The following is an 18,927-nucleotide window of genomic DNA, read 5'->3' as shown; positions in this document are numbered from 1 at the left end:
CCCTAATATTATAATTAATTGTGAAAAATATAATAATTTATGGTGAGAAAACACTGAGGTTAGACCGTTTTTATCTCTAGTGTTACAAAAATTGATTACTGAAAAATGTAGAACCCTATCCTAATCTTTGATAGAAAATTGAGCTCGTTAGTAATGTTTATATTTTCTAATGGTTGATTGGTTGAGATTAATTTTTGAACCATGATAAACATGAATAAATAGAGTTTATTGAGCCACCTATGTATTGAACATAAGCTTTTTTTATGTGGTATATGTTTGAGAAGTATTTGTTTTTTTGTACAAAATTTACGCCTTCACAGTATCGAACTGATTTATCTGTCATTTGGTGAAGGCTATTTCAAAGAAATTATTTTAGCCACAAGTTATATAGGAACGGTGAATTATGTTTTTTTCTCGTAAATTAGAAGCATTCATGGCAGTGGTGGAAAATGGTTCTTTAAGTAAAGCGGCAAGAGTGATGAACCGAACAACTCCTCCAGTAGCTAAATCAATCAAAGACTTCGAAGCAACATTAGGGAAGCGCCTTTTCAAAAGGGAGAAATTTGGGATGAGTCTGACTAAAGATGGTTTAGAATTATATAATGATCTTAAAGATCTTTATTTACAAGAAAAAGAAATAACTAAAAAACATATCAGTGGTAGTATATGTAACATAGTTAATATTTATTACGATTGGGGGAAAAACAAACACCTAATTTATTTATATAAGGCAGCTGACAGAAATAGCTCCCAAGTAAATATATTCCGGTTTAGTTATGATAACATTGAAGAAATAGTGGATTACGACGGCAACACGCTCATTATGAGCTCAGAAAAGATACTAAGTGACCGTTTTAGTCTTATTCGTAAAATAAAAGGACCAGAATTGGGAATTTGCTGCCGAAAAGAGTTATTGGATATTGCTGGTGGTGATGTGATGCAATTGCTAAAAAATAATACTTGGTTGTGTGATCCTGTACTTTATAAAAGCAGTTTCATTAAAAATCTGGAAGAAGAAGTTATTCAAAGTGGTGGGAAAGTGAATATGCGTCAGATGGATAATATGGGGTGCTGCATGAATTTCATTTATTCAAGAGACTATATTTTCATTACAGATTCTCATCCTGATGAATTGGAAGGAGGTGATGCTTTAAGTTTTGTTCCTATTGAAAAACCGGGTACAGCAAACCAATGTTATATTTATAAGTCTAAATCACATTCAAGTGTACTTAATCGTTTTATCGATTCAGTAAATGATATGAGTTAAATTTATTTTACGCGGAGTAGATTATTGTAAGCTCCGCGTTGTTGTTTTGCGGAGATGACGATAGAAAGTTTTCACTGTACCCAGATGATAAATTTATATTTGTTATTTTTTGTTATACCCGGAATAATTTTTCATGGTAGTAGGGAAAGATAGACTGTTTCCTCGCCTTTTGGACTAACACGCTGCAAGCACTACGTTGTTATTTTGCTTTGCTTAATTCGAACCTTGCTCGAAGTGCAAAGCATCCTGCATGTGAGTACCATGTATTCATTGAGATGGGTGATACATGATTTCTAAGCCGGGGTTCTCCCGGCTTCAGGCTTTCAGGGACGTTCCTGGTGATATTTACCCTCTGGCGCGTTTACCACAACCTTGTCTTATTGTTTCAGCCACGGCGTTGCCGTACTCCAAAAAATGATGTTCGCCCCCAGGTAGTTTTCAGCGAAATCAGCAAACTCCTCCTGAGTGAAGGGTTTCTTGGTTTTTGGGTTAGTGTAGGTCAGAGTCGGTTCCTGGACCGCCATTGCGACCAAATCTAGCTTGCCTTTGTAACGGTTGAAAAAGGGATAGGCGTTTTTCATCTGTGCGGATTGATATGGCACGATATCGGGGCCACCCAGGCCGATCTTATTTTTTGACGCGAAATTAAATAGGCGGGACATGTATTGGTGATCATTATTCCGTTCGCATGGCCAGAAGTTAACGTATTGCACCACGTAGGATTTTTTGAATACCTGGCGGGCAAATTTAATGTTATCAAGTTCAGCGGCAAAATAGTGGTCGCAACTAAAACCGGTTGTGTCGTGCTTCATGTCAATATCAATGGCGGTTTCTGGCAGATTAATGCCGGTAATACGGCCATCAAACTCTTTTGCTAATGCAGAAAGGAGATTCTGATAGCGTTTGCGCAGATCGGCATTCCACTGAATAGCAACCCAGCCATAACCTTGCGCTTTACCTTCACCGGGATTATCAACCTGTGCAACTAAACCACCTTGATATTTCGAGCTCTGTTGAAGATAAAACGGGATATAGCGGGCATCTTTCTCAAAAAAGCGATCCTGAATCTGGATAAACAACTTCTTTTGGATTTTACTAAGCAATGCGAGATCTTTTTCGATCGCGGAAAAATCATATTTTCCCGGCGCACTCTCCAGTTGTTTCCAGTTATAAACAATTTGTACACCATCGATGTCCTGACGTTCCAGCAATTCATGTAGCTGGTTGAGGTCATCAGATGAAGTGTAGAGATAGTTTTGAGGTTTCGCTGCTAATGCAGCAGTTGACAGTAAACTAAAAATCAGGCTGGTGGAGATAAGTTGTCTTAGCATTTTTTTTCCTATTCTTAATGAGAGGTCTTATAGAGTAGCGCCTTTGCGCTATAAATTATGGTTTATCATTTTGCTTTTAATACTGGTTGCCGGCACACTCGTTTATGCTTGTCTAAAAGACACGACCGATTTCGTTCACGCGGCGCTTTATAGCAGCTTACCTTCCTTTAATATTATTTTGACGCCTGAACAGCAAGGCATGGCATCACTATTAGGCGATATTGAAAGATATTCCTGCTTTTCCTCATAGAGAGCGTGCGCTATTTTCGCCATCAAGAGATATCCCGCCATTATTGGATAAAATAGATCAGGATTTTGAGAAACAATGCCCGGGTTATCGCTATCTTTTACGTAAGGTTTATCTCGCAGAATCCCCTTCTATAGATTTGTCTCGCTATCAGGAATTGATCGGCCAACGCTGGAAAGTACAACGGGCACACATAGCGAATCGGGATGAGATCGATAAGTTATATAATGAGGCGGCTTTTGAGGGGCTGATAATGGTTATCGCATTGCAGCTTTGGCCTGCCAAGGATGACAGAAAGGCGTACAGTGAATTTGTTTCTGCTCAACTATTCTCATCCACAAAATTTGCTATTCAAAATAAGTTAAACATCCTTGCTGGCATGGGGTGGCCTTTACCTTCGTTACCGGGAGAAATAATAAAAGATTTGCATGTATTGTTTGAATATAACCGTATTGATAAAAAGAACATGAAACACCTCTGGGTAACGGGTATCACTGATAAAGTGCGGACTGAGCTGATGATTTACAGTTATGATAATTCGCTCAGTTTCTCCCCGGAGAACCCGATTCATTTAATTGATCACTCTTTTGGTCAGTCGGGGCCGCTGTCTGTATTTTTGACATCAGCTATGCTGACTGAAGCAATTCACCTGACAAATAGCGACCATATCGTCATTAATCAATTATCTGAGGGTAGCGCAGTACTCTATTTAATGACGAAGGAATGACATCAATGAAAAAACAAATAACCTCAATGCTATTATGGTGGGAGTGTTTTCTCATAATGATGAGTCATGATCTTTTCTTATTAAAGCGGCTCATCAATTATTGGAGTGAGCCGCGGAGGAGAGTTGATAACTTTAATTTATCTCCATTGACGGAGAAGTAACCGATCTGCAAATAAAAATCATCATTATTTCTTAGCCAGAAAAGGGGCGGTATATAGGATAGTCGATAGCCAGAGACTTGCCGTAATGAACATAATAACAAGTCTGGTGAAACGCGAATAAGACGGCTTTGGAGTTGTATCAGTGGGCGTGGATAATTGGGTATTTTTTGACTGATTATCATCTTGTTCATTATCCTGAAATGGCAGGATAAAACGATAGCCTTGTCGGTATACGGTATGGATTGCTTCACCCAGGTCACAATAGCGTAGTGTTCGGCGTAATTTACAGATCAATTGCAGCAGATTGGTTTCTGCTACACCATTTTTGCGTTCAGGCCAAACCAAAGGGATTAGCTGTTCCCGGTTTAACGTATTCCCTTGCGATGCATGTTCCCACAGTGCGAGTAGCAGGCGTTTCTCTTTTTCCGTAATGACAAATATATTTTTACCATGGATTATTTTGTTTAAGTCACAGTCTAAATAAACATCTCTAGTTATTTTCAGCATAACGCATTCTCTGCCTCTGTTTAGTGTTTGTCTATTCGTCATAGCTAGGAGAGCTCAAATAGGCTTATGCCTGTTAAAATTTATATAATTTCTGCATGAGTAATGCAAGAAAATAAATGATTTAAATTTTTTTATTTTATTTTTTCATGTGGGTTATTTTTCTGTTTCTTATTAAGAAATAAAATTAATGATAATTATTTATTTATCAGTTTTATTTATATTTAATGATGAGTTATCTATTTACTTTGGAAACAGAGTGGTTTTTATAATTCATACTATAGATAAGAGCTTTTTATGGATTAATGAGTGAATAAGTCGTCATGAATAATAACCCAATAAACTGAGTGGTATTTTTTTATGATATTGAATTAATGGAGAAAAATAGAAATTAAAATAATTAATTTTTATTTTTAACTTTTATTTAAGTGTGATTGCGTGATTATTTAGCCATGACTAATTCCAACGTGATGTTTATCACGTATTAACTGAGTTAGTCATTGGTCAGTAGTCGTTAGATCACCTCATTCTTTAATGAGGAGGTGGATATATGAATATAAATCCAGGCGAATATACCAGAATTAGGCATGATACCTAAGGGCGGTAGCGTACCTAAAATGATAATGATGAGTATTCTAACCCAGCTTATTAAATGTAATAAACTCCTTAGAAGGAAATAACAATGTCTACAACTGCCGAGCAAATTGCTGTTCAATACCCAATTCCCACTTACCGTTTTGTCGTTACTGTCGGTGATGAACAAATGTCTTTCCAAAGCGTATCGGGATTAGATATCAGCCATGACACAATTGAATATCGTGATGGAATTGGTAACTGGTTACAAATGCCTGGTCAGCGTCAGAGGCCAACGATTACCTTGAAACGCGGTATTTTTAAAGGGCAATCTAAATTATACGATTGGATTAATTCTATTTCTCTTAATCAGATAGAAAAGAAAGATATTTCTATCAGCTTGACTGATGAAACCGGTTCAAGTTTGTTAATTACCTGGAATATTTCTAATGCTTTTCCAGAAAAATTAACCGCGCCCAGCTTTGATGCTTCCAGTAATGAGGTTGCGGTGCAGGAAATCAGTTTGAAGGCCGATCGGGTTACTGTTGAATTCCATTAATACACTGTTTAGTGCCACGAATAGCTTGGCATGTCAATTCAGTGGTTTTTAAAGGCTAATATTATGACAACTGTTACAACTTATCCGGGTGTCTATATTGAAGAAGATGCCTCATTGGCACTCTCTATTCGTTCAAGTGCAACGGCGGTACCTGTTTTTGCTGTTGAAGATCACAATTCATTTGTATCAGCTGGTACCTCTCTTCGAGTTAATAGCTGGTTGGAATATCTGACACTAAAAGGCAGGTCATTTAATTCTGGTGATAGGCTTGATATTTCACTGCGCGCCTATTTTATTAACGGCGGTGGATATTGCTATCTCGTCAAAGCCACAGATTTAGAAAAACAAGTTCCAAAGCTTGACGATGTCACATTGCTGGTTGCCGCTGGAGAAGATATCAATGAGGTGACGGGAAAACTGTGTAAAACGGGCAAAGGATTATTCGCCATTTTTGATGGCCCAGAAGATCAAATAACTTCGGAGCAAAAACCAGACGAACTCCTCGAATCTTATTCCTCTACTCCTTATGGCGCGGTTTATTATCCTTGGCTGACCGCTGAATGGGGAGATAAAAAAGCCAAAGTTGATATTCCTCCCAGTGCAGTGATGGCGGGTATCTATGCTAGTGTCGATAACAGTCGGGGTGTTTGGCAAGCACCGGCTAACGTGGCTATTCAAGGTGGATTACAACCTAAATATCTGGTAACTGACGATCTGCAAGGGGAATATAACCGAGGAAAGGCGCTGAATATGATCCGCACCTTTCCTAAGAGCGGCACATTGGTTTGGGGAGCCCGTACGCTTGAGGACAGTGATAATTGGCGCTATATCCCGGTTCGCCGCCTGTTTAACAGCGCAGAGCGGGACATTAAAAATGCCATGAGTTTTGCGGTCTTTGAACCTAACAGCCAACCTACTTGGGAAGCAGTGCGTCGGGCTATTGATAATTATCTTTATTCCCTTTGGCAACAAGGCGGATTGATGGGAAATAAAGCTGAACAGGCTTATTTTGTTCAAATCGGTAAGGGTACCACCATGACTGATGACGATATTAAACAGGGCAAAATGATTGTCAAAATTGGTATGGCTGCTGTTCGTCCAGCTGAATTTGTTATTTTGCAGTTTAGCCAGTCAATTGGGCAAGCCCGATAAATAATTGTAGCCTGCTTAATAGTTGCTAATCATCTAAATTGAATGAGGAAGTCATAATGCCGTCTGACGCATATACTACACCCGGTGTTTATATTGAGGAAGATGCTTCGCTATCGTTATCAATTAGCACCAGCCCAACGGCTATTCCGGTTTTCATTGGTAAGTTTTTTAAAAAAGACGGTAGCCAAATAAAACAGAGTAGCTGTATTAAAATTACCAGTTGGTTAGATTTTATCTCGCAGTTTTCATTATCTTCATCTTTTATCGTGTCAATACAGGCTACAGAAGAAAAGGCAGAGGAAAAGACGGAGGAAAAAGCAGAAGAAAAAACAGAAGAAAAGGCAGAAGAAAAGGCAGAAATAAGCGCAGAGACTGTTGCTAAGCCACTAAAAAACAGTCAGAAAAATGCTAAAATTGGTAGTGGTATCTTAGTGGATAAGGAAGTTAAAAAAACCTATACCTATGTTGCCACTGTCCAGATCGCTTCTTTCAGTGCTTTTGCTGTGCAGCATTATTTTAGTAATGGCGGTGGTGTTTGTTATTTGCTGCCATTGGTAGCGGCAGCGACAACTGATATTCCGAAAGTAAAAGCTGCTAAAGCAGTAAAGACTGCTGAGGCTGTAAAATATGAATTAGCAACTCTGCCGGACTTGATAGAAAAACAGCAGGAGATCACCTTACTGCTATGCCCTGAAACGGATAAAACGTTAGCACCTAGTCAAAAACAGGAGGTTTACAGTGGAGTAAATTCTTTGTTAAAAAACAAAGTGGGTTATTTCCTGATTGCTGATAGTACAGGTGGGGAAGATAAACCAACTACACAGCCGGATAAAACCGCTGTTTATTATCCTGATTTAGAGACCTCTTTTACTTATAACCAGCCAGCGGATGCTGATATTGCTCTGAGTGGTTATGAGGATCCATCAGCTAATCTGGAAACATTGAAAACAGCTTCACCAGAGGAATATGTTAAAGCTAAAAAAGCTGTCGATGACGTATTTAAAGCGACTAAAATCATTTTACCCCCAAGTGCCGCAGTCGCGGGTGCCTATGCGGCAACCGATGCCAGTCGGGGGGTATGGAAAGCGCCAGCCAATGTCGCATTAAATAATGCGAAACCTGTTGAGGTCATTACCGACAACGATCAAAGCACGATGAATAAAGTGGGTATTAATGTCATTCGTCACTTTACTGGCAAAGGCACACTGATTTGGGGCGCACGAACCCTGAAAGATGATGATAACTGGCGCTATATTCCGGTACGGCGTTTATTTAATGCAGCAGAACGGGATATCAAACAGGCAATGCGATTTGCTGTTTTTGAACCCAATAGCCAACCAACCTGGGAGCGGGTGCGGTCAGCCATTGACAACTATCTCCATCAACTCTGGCAACAAGGGGCGCTGGTCGGCAGTAGTCCCCAAGAAGCCTATTTTGTCCAAATTGGCCTAGGTGTCACTATATCCGACGACGATATTAAGCAGGGAAAAATGATCGTCAAAGTGGGTATGGCGGCAGTACGTCCGGCTGAATTTATCATCCTGAAATTTTCGCAAAAAGTAGCACAGTAATCATACTGAGGCGCGGTTTGCCGCGCCTGTTTTGTTGAGGAAACGACAATGGCGATTAAACAGCCGGGTGTCATAGTAACGGAAAACCTGATATCCCAGAAGCAGGATGATGCATTTATCGGTGTACCGGTTTTTATTGGTTGTATTCAACCTGCTAAAAACAACCACATCAGTGATAGAACCGCCGTAAAAATAAATAGCCTGACCAATTTTACCCTGAAATTTAGAGAGTCAGGATTAATGTACTACTCCGTGCGCCACTTTTTTGAAAATGGGGGTCAGCAAGCTTATGTCCTGCCACTGGGGCCTGATGAGCAATTAAAAGATTTTCAGTCATTGATCACTACGCTACAACAGGAATGGATTAAACAGGCTATTGCCGCAGAGAGTACTATCACACTGATTGTGGTCCCTGATATTGTCCGCTTTAATCAGGAGGGGGAGTTTGGCGCCACCGTAGATCTTTGGTTACAGTTCTGGCAGTCAGTGTTTGATCTTTGTAAAAGTCGGCGTGGCATCATGGGATTGCTGGATGCTCCTGATAACCCAGCATTGGCTGCTAAATGTTTAGCGCAATTTTCTTCAAATGATCGGCAATGGGGAGCGGTATACTGGCCGGGACTGAAAAGTGCATACCAAGAAAGTGGTGAACATATCATCCTTTCGCCTACTGCGGCGGTCGCTGCTATCATCCAGAATCACGATAATCAGAAAGGCATATGGACCGCCCCTGCTAATGTGGTTTTAGCCAAAGTGGTTAGCCCGATACGCTCTTTTATTGAAGCTGATGCACTCTTTAATCGGGATGACGACATCCCGCTGAATCTGATTCGCAGTTTTCCTGGCAAAGGGATTAAAATCTGGGGATGTCGAACCTTGGACAACACACTTGATTCCCCTTGGCGCTATATCCAAATTCGCCGCCTGGTCTCCTATATTGAAGCTCATATAACCCGACTGGGCCGGGCCTTTGTTTTCGAACCCAATAATCCGATCACTTGGATGAAACTTAAGGGCCAAACCTACAACTGGCTGCATCAGTTATGGTTAAAAGGTGGACTGTCAGGTACCCAGGAAGAGCGGGCATTTGACATATTACTCGGTGTTGACGAGTCAATGAGTGAAGCGGATGTGCTGGCCGGGAAAATGATCATGAAAATCAAACTGGCTCTGCTCATTCCGGCGGAATTTATTGAGCTGAACTTAACGTTTGATACTCGTACCGGCGCAACCCGATTAAATTAATAAACAGAGGCAAAATATGCATAACCTCTACACCCCGTCAGTATCACACCGTTTTATCGCCAGTTTTCTTTTTAATAATATTCCCAGCCCATTTGATATTGCCTTTCAGCAGATATCAGGTCTCAGCCGTGAATTGCAAACGACTCAACACAATCAAGGCGGGGAAAATGCCAGAAATGTCTGGCTGGCCGATAAGATCCAACACGGTAGTTTGGTGTTGGAACGTGGTGTTATGACAGTGACACCGCTCACTCTGATATTTGATCATGTCTTGCGCGGAGAAAAGGCGATTTATGCCGATGTGGTCATTATGTTGCTGAATGAAAATTTTTTACCCGTGGCGAGTTGGACAATCAGTAATGCGTTACCGGTTCGTTGGTCTACCGGTAACTTTGATGCCAATAGCAATGCTGTTTTGGTGAATTCTCTGGAGTTACGTTATCAAGATATACTCTGGTTAGGAGTGAAAGCATGACTGTAGAAATTAAGGAACTGATTATTCAGGCTAAAGTTACCGATTCTGCGAGTGATTTATCATCTCCGCGAACATTAGTGCAGGAAGCGTTGGACGACGCTCGCCTGATTGAGAGGATAAAGCATGAGGTGTTAGAGGCACTACGGGAAACAGGAGGCCATTATGAGCTTAATTGAACGTAGTCTGTCCAAACTCACGCTGACGGCTTTTAAAGATCGGGAAGGTAAAACCTTGGTAGGCAGTTTACAGATGATGTATAACCCTGATGCTATCCAACTGGATTATCAAGCCAGTTATAAAAAGGGTGAAAGTATTACCAGTACCCACCAAAGCAACCACTATGTGTCATCTCAACCTGCTGGCTTGTCATTAGATCTGTTGTTTGATGCATCCATGCCCGGCAACACTACGCCGATAGAAACCCAACTGGCGATCCTGAAAACGCTCTGTGCCATTGATGCTGGTACCAAAGTCTCTCACTTTCTTAAAATCAAGTGGGGGAAAATGCGCTGGGAAAACAAAGGCTATTTTGCCTGCCGGGCCACCGGTCTCAGCATTCATTACACCTTGTTTGACCGGGACGCTACCCCGTTGCGGGCCACTGCCACCTTATCTCTGGTGGCGGATGAGAGCTTTGTTATTCAGACTACCGAGCAACAGTTAAGGTCACCGCCGGTTACTGCGGTTAACGTAACCGATATGCTCTCCCTGCCATTGATTGCACTGGGCGCTGGCGCTTCTCTCGCAGGGGGGATCGATTATCTCTCCCTTGCCTGGCAAAACGGTCTGGATAATCTTGATGATTTTACTCCGGGACAAACGCTACAAGCACGGAGGGAGGTATGAAGATACCCACAATAGCGATTAAGATAGGCGGCAAGGTACTCAATCAGTTTACTGTCATCAGTTTGTCAGTAAATTATTCTATCAATGGCATTCCTTCGGCTAACATCACTCTGGGTATCATCGGTGATACCAGCCATATTTTTGATGCCAAGGCGCAGGCTGAACTGGCAAGTTGTCGTCCGAATCATGAGCTTATTGTGCAGATCCAAAAAAATGTGTTGTTTAAAGGGATCATCGTTCGGCAGACCTTGGGGCTTAAAGGTCAGGACAGTCTGATGATTCTGACGGCAAAACATCCACTGCAAAAATTAACGCATAGTTTCCACTCGCAACTATTCAGTAAACAGAGCGATGAGGCGATTATCAAGAAGCTATTCAGTCAGGCTGGTGTGCCCGTCGCGATAAAACAAGCGCCTCAGCTTAAGACGGTGCATGAACAGATGGTGCAGTTTCGCTGTAATGACTGGACTTTTCTAAAAAGCCGGCTTAGTGCTACCAATACTTGGCTACTCCCCGGCAATGACGCCAATACGTTGGTAACGCCGGAATCACTGAATCAATCAACTGTACATACCCTTCGTCAGCGCGGCAACCACCAGGACGTGGTGCTGTTTGAAGCTAATCTACAATGGGATAATCAGCGCAGCCCCAAAACGATAAGTGTACAGTCTTGGGATATTACCCAACAAAAGCTGTCTCAGGCGATTCAGGCAAAGAACAGCGGGTTTGGTCGCGGTCAGCTTGCTGCGGACATTCTGAAACCGCTTACCGGCCAAGAGTGGCAATGGATTTTCAGCTACCCATTGGATAATGAACAAACCAAGCAGTTTGCTCAAGGCATCATAGGCAACCGACGAAGCCATAATATATCCGGTAATTTTGAGGTTGAAGGTGATGATCGCTATAAACCGGGTGATGTTTTGGCATTAACTGGCTTTGGTCAGGGGATGGATGGTCAGGCGATTATTACCGGTGTAAAGCAGACTATCACTCAGCGGCAAGGCTGGCGTACCCGGTTAACTTTAGGTATGCAATCAGATGTAGAACACGTTGTGCCTCAGGTTAAAGAGCTGCATATCGGGATCGTAGAAAAATACCACCAAGACAGCCAATCGCTGGGCCGTATTCCGGTCAAAATACCGGCTTTAAACTTAACCAACGGCACTCTTTTTGCCCGCTTAAGTAAACCTTATGCCAGCCATGAAAGTGGATTTTGTTTCTACCCGGAACCGGGGGATGAGGTGATTATCGGTTTCTTTGAATGTGACCCCCGTTTTCCGGTGATATTAGGATCTATGCACAACCCTAAAAATAAACCGCCGTTGGAACCGAGTGAAAAAAATCTGGTGAAAACGTTAGTGATTAAGCAAGGAGAGAATCAGCAAGCACTCATATTCGATAATAAAGATAAGACGCTCGCATTTAATAGTGGAAAAAATACATTATCTTTGCAACAGGATAAAGATATCACCATCAGTTCCGCTAAAAATCTCATCACTCATGCACAGGAAATTAATCTCCAGGCCGATAAATCCCTGTCAGCCGCTGGAAAATCTGGGGTTGATATTAAAGGGGCAAAAATTAATTTAACACAATAATAGGGTAGTGAGATGGCAGATAAAATATTAGCTGATATTTATGGTCGGGGTTGGGCATTTCCGCCTCAATTTTCTATTAAAGATAATGCGCATTCTGAAACACAATCTGGCGTAATAATGGCGGAAGGAGCAGAGCATGTCCGCCAGAATATGAAAATTCTTTTTTTAACTGAACCTGGTGAACGGATTATGCGTGAAGATTACGGTTGCGGCTTAAATGATTATATGTTTGAAAATATCAGTGACGAATTGATGGCACGGATTCAAACGCGTATTGAAGAACGCGTATTACGTTATGAACCCCGTGCAGCAGTGACTGAAATTCAGGTGAGTCAGGGAGCAGATTTGCTTAATACCTTACATGTTCAGGTGACTTATGCCCTAAGGGGCAGCGAAATCAGCCAACAAATTGAAGGTATTCTTGAGATTGGTGAAGGGCCGATACGGGTGATCTTATGAGTAAACAACTGGTTATTGATGGCGACATCCTGCTATTCGAACCCTTGTTCGGCAACCGGCAGGTCATCATTTTGGGGTTGGCAACCATCAGGGGCAGTGGGCACGTGCAAATCCGGGGAAAAAAGATCGTGATTGTGGGAGATGAAAAAAAGGTACAGTTTCAAGCGCAGTATATTACCCCGAGTCACCCGATACCCGGCATGGGCATGGTCACCATTGCTCAATTGGATACCAGCCAGCAGGTAAACTTTTGCCGTAGCCCTGTCACGATGATTGTTGTTGGGCAGCAATTTATTGCCCGTTTTACGCCGTCACAACCGGCAAATAATCCATCGACCGGACCGGATGTAACAGTCCCAAGTATGGGAAAAGGCCGTTTTATTGCCAGTCAGTATACTGTCAGTGCCGGGTAGATAACCTCGCTAATCTTATTTTTAAATAACAACGATCTCCTGAAAACATATTAAGGTTATATTCAAATAACAGGTGGTATAAATATGGGACAGACCGGATTAACGAATAAACTTGCCGCTATCGTATCGGATACTGATTTTAAACTTGATGAAAGAAGTACACTGGATATTTTAAACTGGCTTAAAGAATACGCTGAAAAAATCCCTTTCGATCAAGAGAAAAAACAGTTCTGGAGTAGCTTCTATTTTTTTCAGAAAAATAACCCTCAGGAATTAGCGAATATTTACCAGAATGCGAATAAAGCAAATGGTCTTTTACCCGCTCATCAGGCTTTTTTACTGGCTTTTTTAAAACTATTAGAAACGACTAAAGCATTATTTAATACCTTTCCGGCTCGGCATCGAAATCTTTATTATCGGGAATTATTGGGCTTGAAACCGAGAGATGCTCAGGCGGATCAGGTGGCGATAGGTATTACCCTGAATTCGGATCGTATTGAATATCTTGTTCCTAAAGGAACCCGCTTTGATGCCGGACATGATAGTGCGGGAAATCCGTTACAGTATGTGTCCGAGTCGAATGTATTGGCAAATCAAGGGGAACTGACCGACTTACGTTGGTGTCGGAAAGAGGGTGATGGCTGGAAATCGGCAATACCATTAAATCTTGCAGATAACATTGTATTCCCTGAAAACGGTATTCAACTTTTTAGCCCAAAGCTTAATGGTGTTCCGGTTCTTTACGGCTATCTGATCACTTCGCCGCTATTTGCGATGCTGGCAGGAGAAAGAAGTATTAAAATAACACTGGCAGACAAGTGGGCAGGTAATGATTGTCACGTCACCGCTAAGATTAGCTCGGGAGATCACTGGCTTTCTCTGTCTGTAAAAAAAGAAAAAGATACCGATGATCTGATGCTTTGCTTATCAGCTAATGATGATCCTATCACTCCTCCTGACAACCTTGATGGAATGACATTTGATGCACCGGTTGTACCAGTGCTTAAATTGGGCACTGCTCAGGGACCTGTGCTGCCCAAGATTAAAGATATTGAGATCAGCATTAACGGCAACCGTAATGTGCACTATGCCTCTGACGGCGGTATTGAACAGACGGATACAGCCAGCTTTCCCTTTGGTCAATTGCCATCGTTAGGTGCTGGTTTTAATTTGGTTGCCCCGGAATGGTATGGCACTGAAAGTGCAACACTCACGATGACTCCTCAATGGGTTGGCTTGCCCAAAGAGGGTTTTAAAGAGTGGTATAAGGAGGTTAAGAAGAATGAAGAGGGCCAAGAACTCTGCCCTGTTTATAGGATTACTGCAAATGATGCATTTAAAGCACAGGGTTACTTAGTCACTCCTCAGAAGAGAGAAAAGCTTAATGAGGTGCAGTCATTATTCAGTGGAGATAAAGAACCACAAGGACAAAGCCTGAAATTTACCTTACCGGCAATGAATTACCCTCTTGCAGACAGCCCAAAGCCTAATGACTGGCCTGCGTCAATACGCCTAGAACTGGTCGAGCAGGATTTTATGCATACCCAATATTGGCAAGATCCTACCGGTAAGAATTTGCCCTATACGCCACAAATCAGTGCGTTGCAGATTCAATTCAACGCTAAAGCTAAGCCTGAGCAATTTACTGTTTATCCTCTGACGCCTTTTGGCCGGGGCGAGGCAGCAACAGAAACGCCGGCACTTGCCAATGAAGCATTTTATTTAGGCTTTACGGGGATACTACCGGGGCAAACGTTATCTCTCTATTGGCATCTAAAAGGCATTAAAGCACTCACTTTATCCTGGTCTTATCTCGACAAGAGCAATACCTGGAGTAAGTTGGATAAATTAGTTGACGATCGAACTCGTAACTTGTTTGACCGGGGGATCTGGCGCACTTTATTGCCACAGGATGCTTCAAATCAAGCAGCTTTGATGCCGACGGGGCGGTACTGGCTCAAAGCAGAGATAACTGATAAGAATAAGACTGATCCTCAGGATTACCCTGGAATTAAGGGCCTGTTGTATAACGCTACCACGGCAACTTTAGCCAACGCAGAAACTGTTGAGCAGGATCATTTTATTAACGGATTGGCCGCTGGCAGCATTAAACAACCTGTAAACACGGTTGTTGCCATTAGCAACGTCACCCAACCTTGGCCTTCCTGGAACGGTCGCCCCCGGGAAACGGAGCAAGACTTCTTAAAACGAATTCCTGTCCGGCTCTCCCACCGTAATCGGGTACTGAGTTGGGGGAACATGGTCACCTTACTAAAAGATCATTTTGTCAGCCTATTTGATGTCAGACACCATTCTGGCGGTAAATTAACCACCATTCCTGCGCCGGGAAAACAACAATTAATTGTTATCCCCGACAACCGTTACAAAGATAATAATGATGCTCTACGTCCAGAGCTGAACCCGGCCCGGTTGGCAGAGATGGTTGAATGGTTAAGTCGATTAAGCAGCCCTTGGGCAACCATTGAAATTAACAATCCTACCTACGTTAACGTCCTGATCAGTTATCAACTGGTGTTTGTCTCGGGTGTTAATCCCGACTATGGCCATCATCAGCTACAACAGGAATTGAGCCGAAACTATATGCCGTGGGGAGAAAATCCGGCTATCGGTGTAACAACCGGTAACTGCATTGATTACTACCAGTTATTAGCCACGATCCAGCAATTCTCTTTGGTTGAACGGGTCATGGGCTTAACCTTGGAAAAATATGGAAAGCAGGCAGGTGCAGTGGGTGAAAGTATTTGGGCTGATGATAATGAAGTATTGATTTTAGTCTGGTCAAAAGAAAAGTTCGATAAGGAGTTAGCACATGAGTAATCAGGATGCTTTGTTTTCCATCGTCAAAGATGATATTGCCTTTGATACCTTACTTAACCAGGCAAAGGCTGTTATTGAACAACACTCCGGTAACTGCTGGAGTGATATGGGTGAAAGTGATCCCGGTGTCACCTTATTGGAAGCTTGTTGTTATGGTGCGTCAGATTTAGCTTACCGCCACTCATTACCACTCAAGGATCTGCTGACGCCCAGTAAAGCGGAACAGACACCCGGCGATGGTATTTTTCCCAAGGAGTTTGGCCCGCAACAAATGCTGACTTGCGGCCCCATTACTGCTGAGGATTATCGTCGGGCATTGCTGGATTTGCATAGTGACGATACAGTTAATGGTTACTTTTTATTTAATGATGTATTACTGATATGTGAACCAGAAGATAAGCGCTATACATACTGGTATAGCAAAACGGAACGAAAATACAGTTTTCAAATGCCAAAATCAGAGGGTGAACAGTTAACATTAAGAGGAAATTATTGGCTTTATTTACTCCCGAGTCGGGGAAGTGAGGATAATAAAACGTTGTCTGAGGATAGATTGAAAGCATTTCTGAAAGATAATCGTAATTTGGGAGAATGGGTTAGTAAGGTTATTTGGTTAAAACCCGTTGATTTACCATTGAAGATTGATATTCAGCTTGCTAATGACGTTAAAGATATTGCTGACATATTTGCGCAAATTTATATGATGGCGGAACAAACTGTACTTGAAAAGCCATTGCGTTATACCACTCAAGAAATGAAAGAAATGGGTTACAGTAATGAAGACATATTTGATGGCCCTTATTTACACCACGGCTGGATACCTAAATTACCGCCAATCAGAGACTATGACGCTTCTATGGTATTAAATTTAAGCCCCTTGGTTAACCGATTATTGGCTATTAAAGGTATTCAAGGCGTTACCCGGCTGGAATTAGATAAGTATGATGCTGGCATTATTTCTCCGCTATCGGGTGATAATTGGTCTTGGAAAATTGTTAAAGGGTATTATCCCAGGCTATGGAGCAGTGACCCCTTAGAATTGATTACCTCATCAGACAGCCCACTCACCATTACCGCCAAAGGTGGCGTTAATGTTACCGTATCTAAACAAGATATAGAGAAAAAGGTCATGACGGAGCCTCTATTTAATACACATCCAGAATTATTGAATTGGGGCAGGCATCGTAAAGCCCTGGATTACTATCCGGTGAGTAATAAATTACCTGCCTGCTATGGATTGCAAACTCATAAACATACCCTACAACAAGTGCAGTTACACCAATTTATACTGCCTTTTGAACAAATGTTAGCTAACAGCTGCGCCGAACTCGCTTTATTGCCAAAACTATTGGCTTTTAAACAACGAGGAAATACGGTATATGGTGCACAATGGCCTTTTAAGGAGAATACAGTCAGTCATAAAGTCCATCAAAATATAGAATCTGATTTAACAGAAAAGCTTCATAATGATTCATATATCTCTCATAAAGGTATTCTTCAGGAGAGAAACTATGCAAAAGAGCTGGCTATCCTTGAATATCTGTTAGGCTATTTTGGTACTCATCGAGCAGCCAGACCACTTATCCTCAGCCAACAGGATTTTCTGTCCACTCAGCGCGATTATTTGGCTCAACAGCCAGAGTTGGCCTATCAGCGTAATAATATTCGGATTGATAAAGTATCAGCGCTGCAAAAACGGATTGCGGCCCGGCTGGGTTTGGGGAAAAAATGTTTCAATGAAACCCCGGATCTGGCTGACCTTCCTTTTTACTTGATTGAGCACCGTCGGCTCTTACCCGTAAAACCTGATGTGGCATTTGACAGTGAACAAACACCTGATGGATTGGAAATTAAAAGTCATCCTGATTCTAAAAGTCATCACTTAATTATCACCCAGCAAAGTGCAGCAGGGCGGTTATTGCATGGACAGATGATTGATCTGATTATCAAAGGCGATAATGAATTCACGTTGCGGGGCCAAGTGATCACTGAGATTACAGAGAAATCATTTTATCTTGACACCCGTAACAGCGTTGTTTTGGAGTACCGGTTGAACGAAGTGCAGCAGGCATTTACGGATGGCAATCTGCGTTGGTGTGATAGCCCGGTGTGGTTGGAGGATATGGATTATCAACTGGTTTATGCTGATGATGCAGATCAAAATGGTGATGAAGATGAACGTTGGATCACTTCCAGCCCTCAAAGCCCCTTTCCTGCTATGATCAAAGAAGGTGACGAAATCACGTTAAAATATAAAATTACTTCCTATGAACCAGTCAAAAAAATATCAGCTAACACGAAATCCCCATCTGACTATATGCTTAAAGCTTCGGTAAAAAAATTCGATCGTATTAAGGGTAAAATATTAATTACACGCAATAAAGACACCAAGGTTGCTTTCCCACAAAGGGAAAATGCATGGCGTTATCGCTGGTATTTCTCCAGTGCAGAATATGCTCATACTGATCGTTTTTCATTTGTCGTCAGCGTAGTGATTAATCGTCAGTTAATTGAGAATAAAAATGTTGATCCTCACAAACTGGAATCGTGGGTAAAAACCGAGATTTTGGCTGAATTTCCTGCTCATGTTTCCATGATTATTCACTGGTTATCCCCAGAACATTTCAGGAATTTTTCCAGCACTTATAAGCGTTGGCAAAATAATGGTACTCCTTTAGGGGATGAAGCATACCATATTTTAGAAATGTTAACGCTGGGACGTCTGCCTTCTGCATTAACTGGCATAGGGAATATGAGAATTGCCACTAAAGAACAGAAAACTGAGGTCATGGGTAAATCTGAAACAGAATGGCATTCTGAATTCATTGAGAGTAATCAATTACTATATATACCGAAAGTTCAAGAAAATATTCATCGTAGTAAAGAGAATGGAAGAAATCCATTAGTTGAAAATTCTCAATTTCAGTCTGGGGATAATAAAGACAGAGATTAATTTATCTA

At 41.8% G+C, this 18,927-nt stretch carries 16 protein-coding genes; 14 read left to right on the top strand and 2 right to left on the bottom strand.

What is annotated here, in order from left to right:
- The first annotated feature begins 403 nt into the window (after window positions 1-403).
- On the top strand, window positions 404-1,267 hold the full coding sequence (locus tag ACGF63_RS01980) for a LysR family transcriptional regulator (RefSeq protein WP_036849556.1): 864 nt from the start codon (window positions 404-406) through the stop codon (window positions 1,265-1,267).
- A 377-nt stretch (window positions 1,268-1,644) separates the two neighbouring features.
- Here the strand turns inward: ACGF63_RS01980 and ACGF63_RS01975 are convergent, their stop codons facing one another.
- Window positions 1,645-2,598, bottom strand: a complete 954-nt coding sequence (locus ACGF63_RS01975) for a hypothetical protein (RefSeq protein ID WP_387628509.1) — start codon at window positions 2,596-2,598, stop codon at window positions 1,645-1,647.
- A gap of 221 nt (window positions 2,599-2,819) precedes the next feature.
- Between ACGF63_RS01975 and ACGF63_RS01970 the strand changes: the two genes are divergently transcribed.
- The gene (locus ACGF63_RS01970) at window positions 2,820-3,572 is read left to right on the top strand and encodes a hypothetical protein (RefSeq protein WP_387628506.1); all 753 of its coding nucleotides are present in this window, start codon (window positions 2,820-2,822) and stop codon (window positions 3,570-3,572) included.
- A gap of 185 nt (window positions 3,573-3,757) precedes the next feature.
- Here ACGF63_RS01970 and ACGF63_RS01965 read toward each other — a convergent pair whose 3' ends face one another.
- Window positions 3,758-4,240 (bottom strand): winged helix-turn-helix domain-containing protein, encoded by a 483-nt coding sequence (locus ACGF63_RS01965; protein ID WP_239002282.1) that lies wholly within the window; start codon window positions 4,238-4,240, stop codon window positions 3,758-3,760.
- 679 nt (window positions 4,241-4,919) lie between these two features.
- Between ACGF63_RS01965 and ACGF63_RS01960 the strand changes: the two genes are divergently transcribed.
- The 12 genes from ACGF63_RS01960 (at window position 4,920) to ACGF63_RS01905 (ending at window position 18,919) form a co-directional block, all read left to right on the top strand.
- On the top strand, window positions 4,920-5,369 hold the full coding sequence (locus ACGF63_RS01960) for a phage tail protein (RefSeq protein WP_036849558.1): 450 nt from the start codon (window positions 4,920-4,922) through the stop codon (window positions 5,367-5,369).
- A 63-nt stretch (window positions 5,370-5,432) separates the two neighbouring features.
- Complete coding sequence (locus tag ACGF63_RS01955) at window positions 5,433-6,521, top strand: phage tail sheath family protein (RefSeq protein WP_387628501.1); 1,089 nt, start codon at window positions 5,433-5,435, stop codon at window positions 6,519-6,521.
- A gap of 56 nt (window positions 6,522-6,577) precedes the next feature.
- On the top strand, window positions 6,578-8,092 hold the full coding sequence (locus ACGF63_RS01950) for a phage tail sheath C-terminal domain-containing protein (protein ID WP_152961913.1): 1,515 nt from the start codon (window positions 6,578-6,580) through the stop codon (window positions 8,090-8,092).
- A 48-nt stretch (window positions 8,093-8,140) separates the two neighbouring features.
- Window positions 8,141-9,337 (top strand): phage tail sheath C-terminal domain-containing protein, encoded by a 1,197-nt coding sequence (locus tag ACGF63_RS01945; protein WP_152961915.1) that lies wholly within the window; start codon window positions 8,141-8,143, stop codon window positions 9,335-9,337.
- Between the two features lie 16 nt (window positions 9,338-9,353).
- Window positions 9,354-9,812, top strand: coding sequence for a phage tail protein (locus ACGF63_RS01940; protein ID WP_132351513.1), 459 nt, complete (start codon window positions 9,354-9,356; stop codon window positions 9,810-9,812).
- Window positions 9,809-9,988: a DUF5908 family protein gene (locus tag ACGF63_RS01935; RefSeq protein WP_021325530.1), complete on the top strand. Its 180-nt coding sequence runs from the start codon at window positions 9,809-9,811 to the stop codon at window positions 9,986-9,988. The genes ACGF63_RS01940 and ACGF63_RS01935 overlap by 4 nt, the downstream gene beginning before the upstream one ends.
- A complete protein-coding gene (locus ACGF63_RS01930; RefSeq protein ID WP_036849563.1) occupies window positions 9,975-10,658 on the top strand; it encodes a hypothetical protein in 684 nt (227 codons plus the stop codon). The genes ACGF63_RS01935 and ACGF63_RS01930 overlap by 14 nt, the downstream gene beginning before the upstream one ends.
- Window positions 10,655-12,256, top strand: a complete 1,602-nt coding sequence (locus ACGF63_RS01925) for a phage baseplate assembly protein V (RefSeq protein WP_036849564.1) — start codon at window positions 10,655-10,657, stop codon at window positions 12,254-12,256. The genes ACGF63_RS01930 and ACGF63_RS01925 overlap by 4 nt, the downstream gene beginning before the upstream one ends.
- 12 nt (window positions 12,257-12,268) lie before the next feature.
- Window positions 12,269-12,715, top strand: a complete 447-nt coding sequence (locus ACGF63_RS01920) for a GPW/gp25 family protein (RefSeq protein WP_036849565.1) — start codon at window positions 12,269-12,271, stop codon at window positions 12,713-12,715.
- Complete coding sequence (locus ACGF63_RS01915) at window positions 12,712-13,128, top strand: hypothetical protein (RefSeq protein ID WP_036849566.1); 417 nt, start codon at window positions 12,712-12,714, stop codon at window positions 13,126-13,128. Before ACGF63_RS01920 ends, ACGF63_RS01915 begins: the two co-directional genes overlap by 4 nt.
- Window positions 13,129-13,212: 84 nt before the next feature.
- A complete protein-coding gene (locus tag ACGF63_RS01910; RefSeq protein ID WP_387628494.1) occupies window positions 13,213-15,966 on the top strand; it encodes a hypothetical protein in 2,754 nt (917 codons plus the stop codon).
- Complete coding sequence (locus ACGF63_RS01905) at window positions 15,959-18,919, top strand: hypothetical protein (protein ID WP_387628492.1); 2,961 nt, start codon at window positions 15,959-15,961, stop codon at window positions 18,917-18,919. The genes ACGF63_RS01910 and ACGF63_RS01905 overlap by 8 nt, the downstream gene beginning before the upstream one ends.
- Window positions 18,920-18,927 lie beyond the last annotated feature (8 nt).

Source organism: Photorhabdus sp. RM322S (assembly GCF_042879395.1).
In the GTDB taxonomy this organism is placed as follows: Bacteria; Pseudomonadota; Gammaproteobacteria; order Enterobacterales; family Enterobacteriaceae; genus Photorhabdus; species Photorhabdus khanii.
Note: the sequence above shows the minus strand (reverse complement) of the source record. Positions and strands in the feature narration are given on the sequence as shown.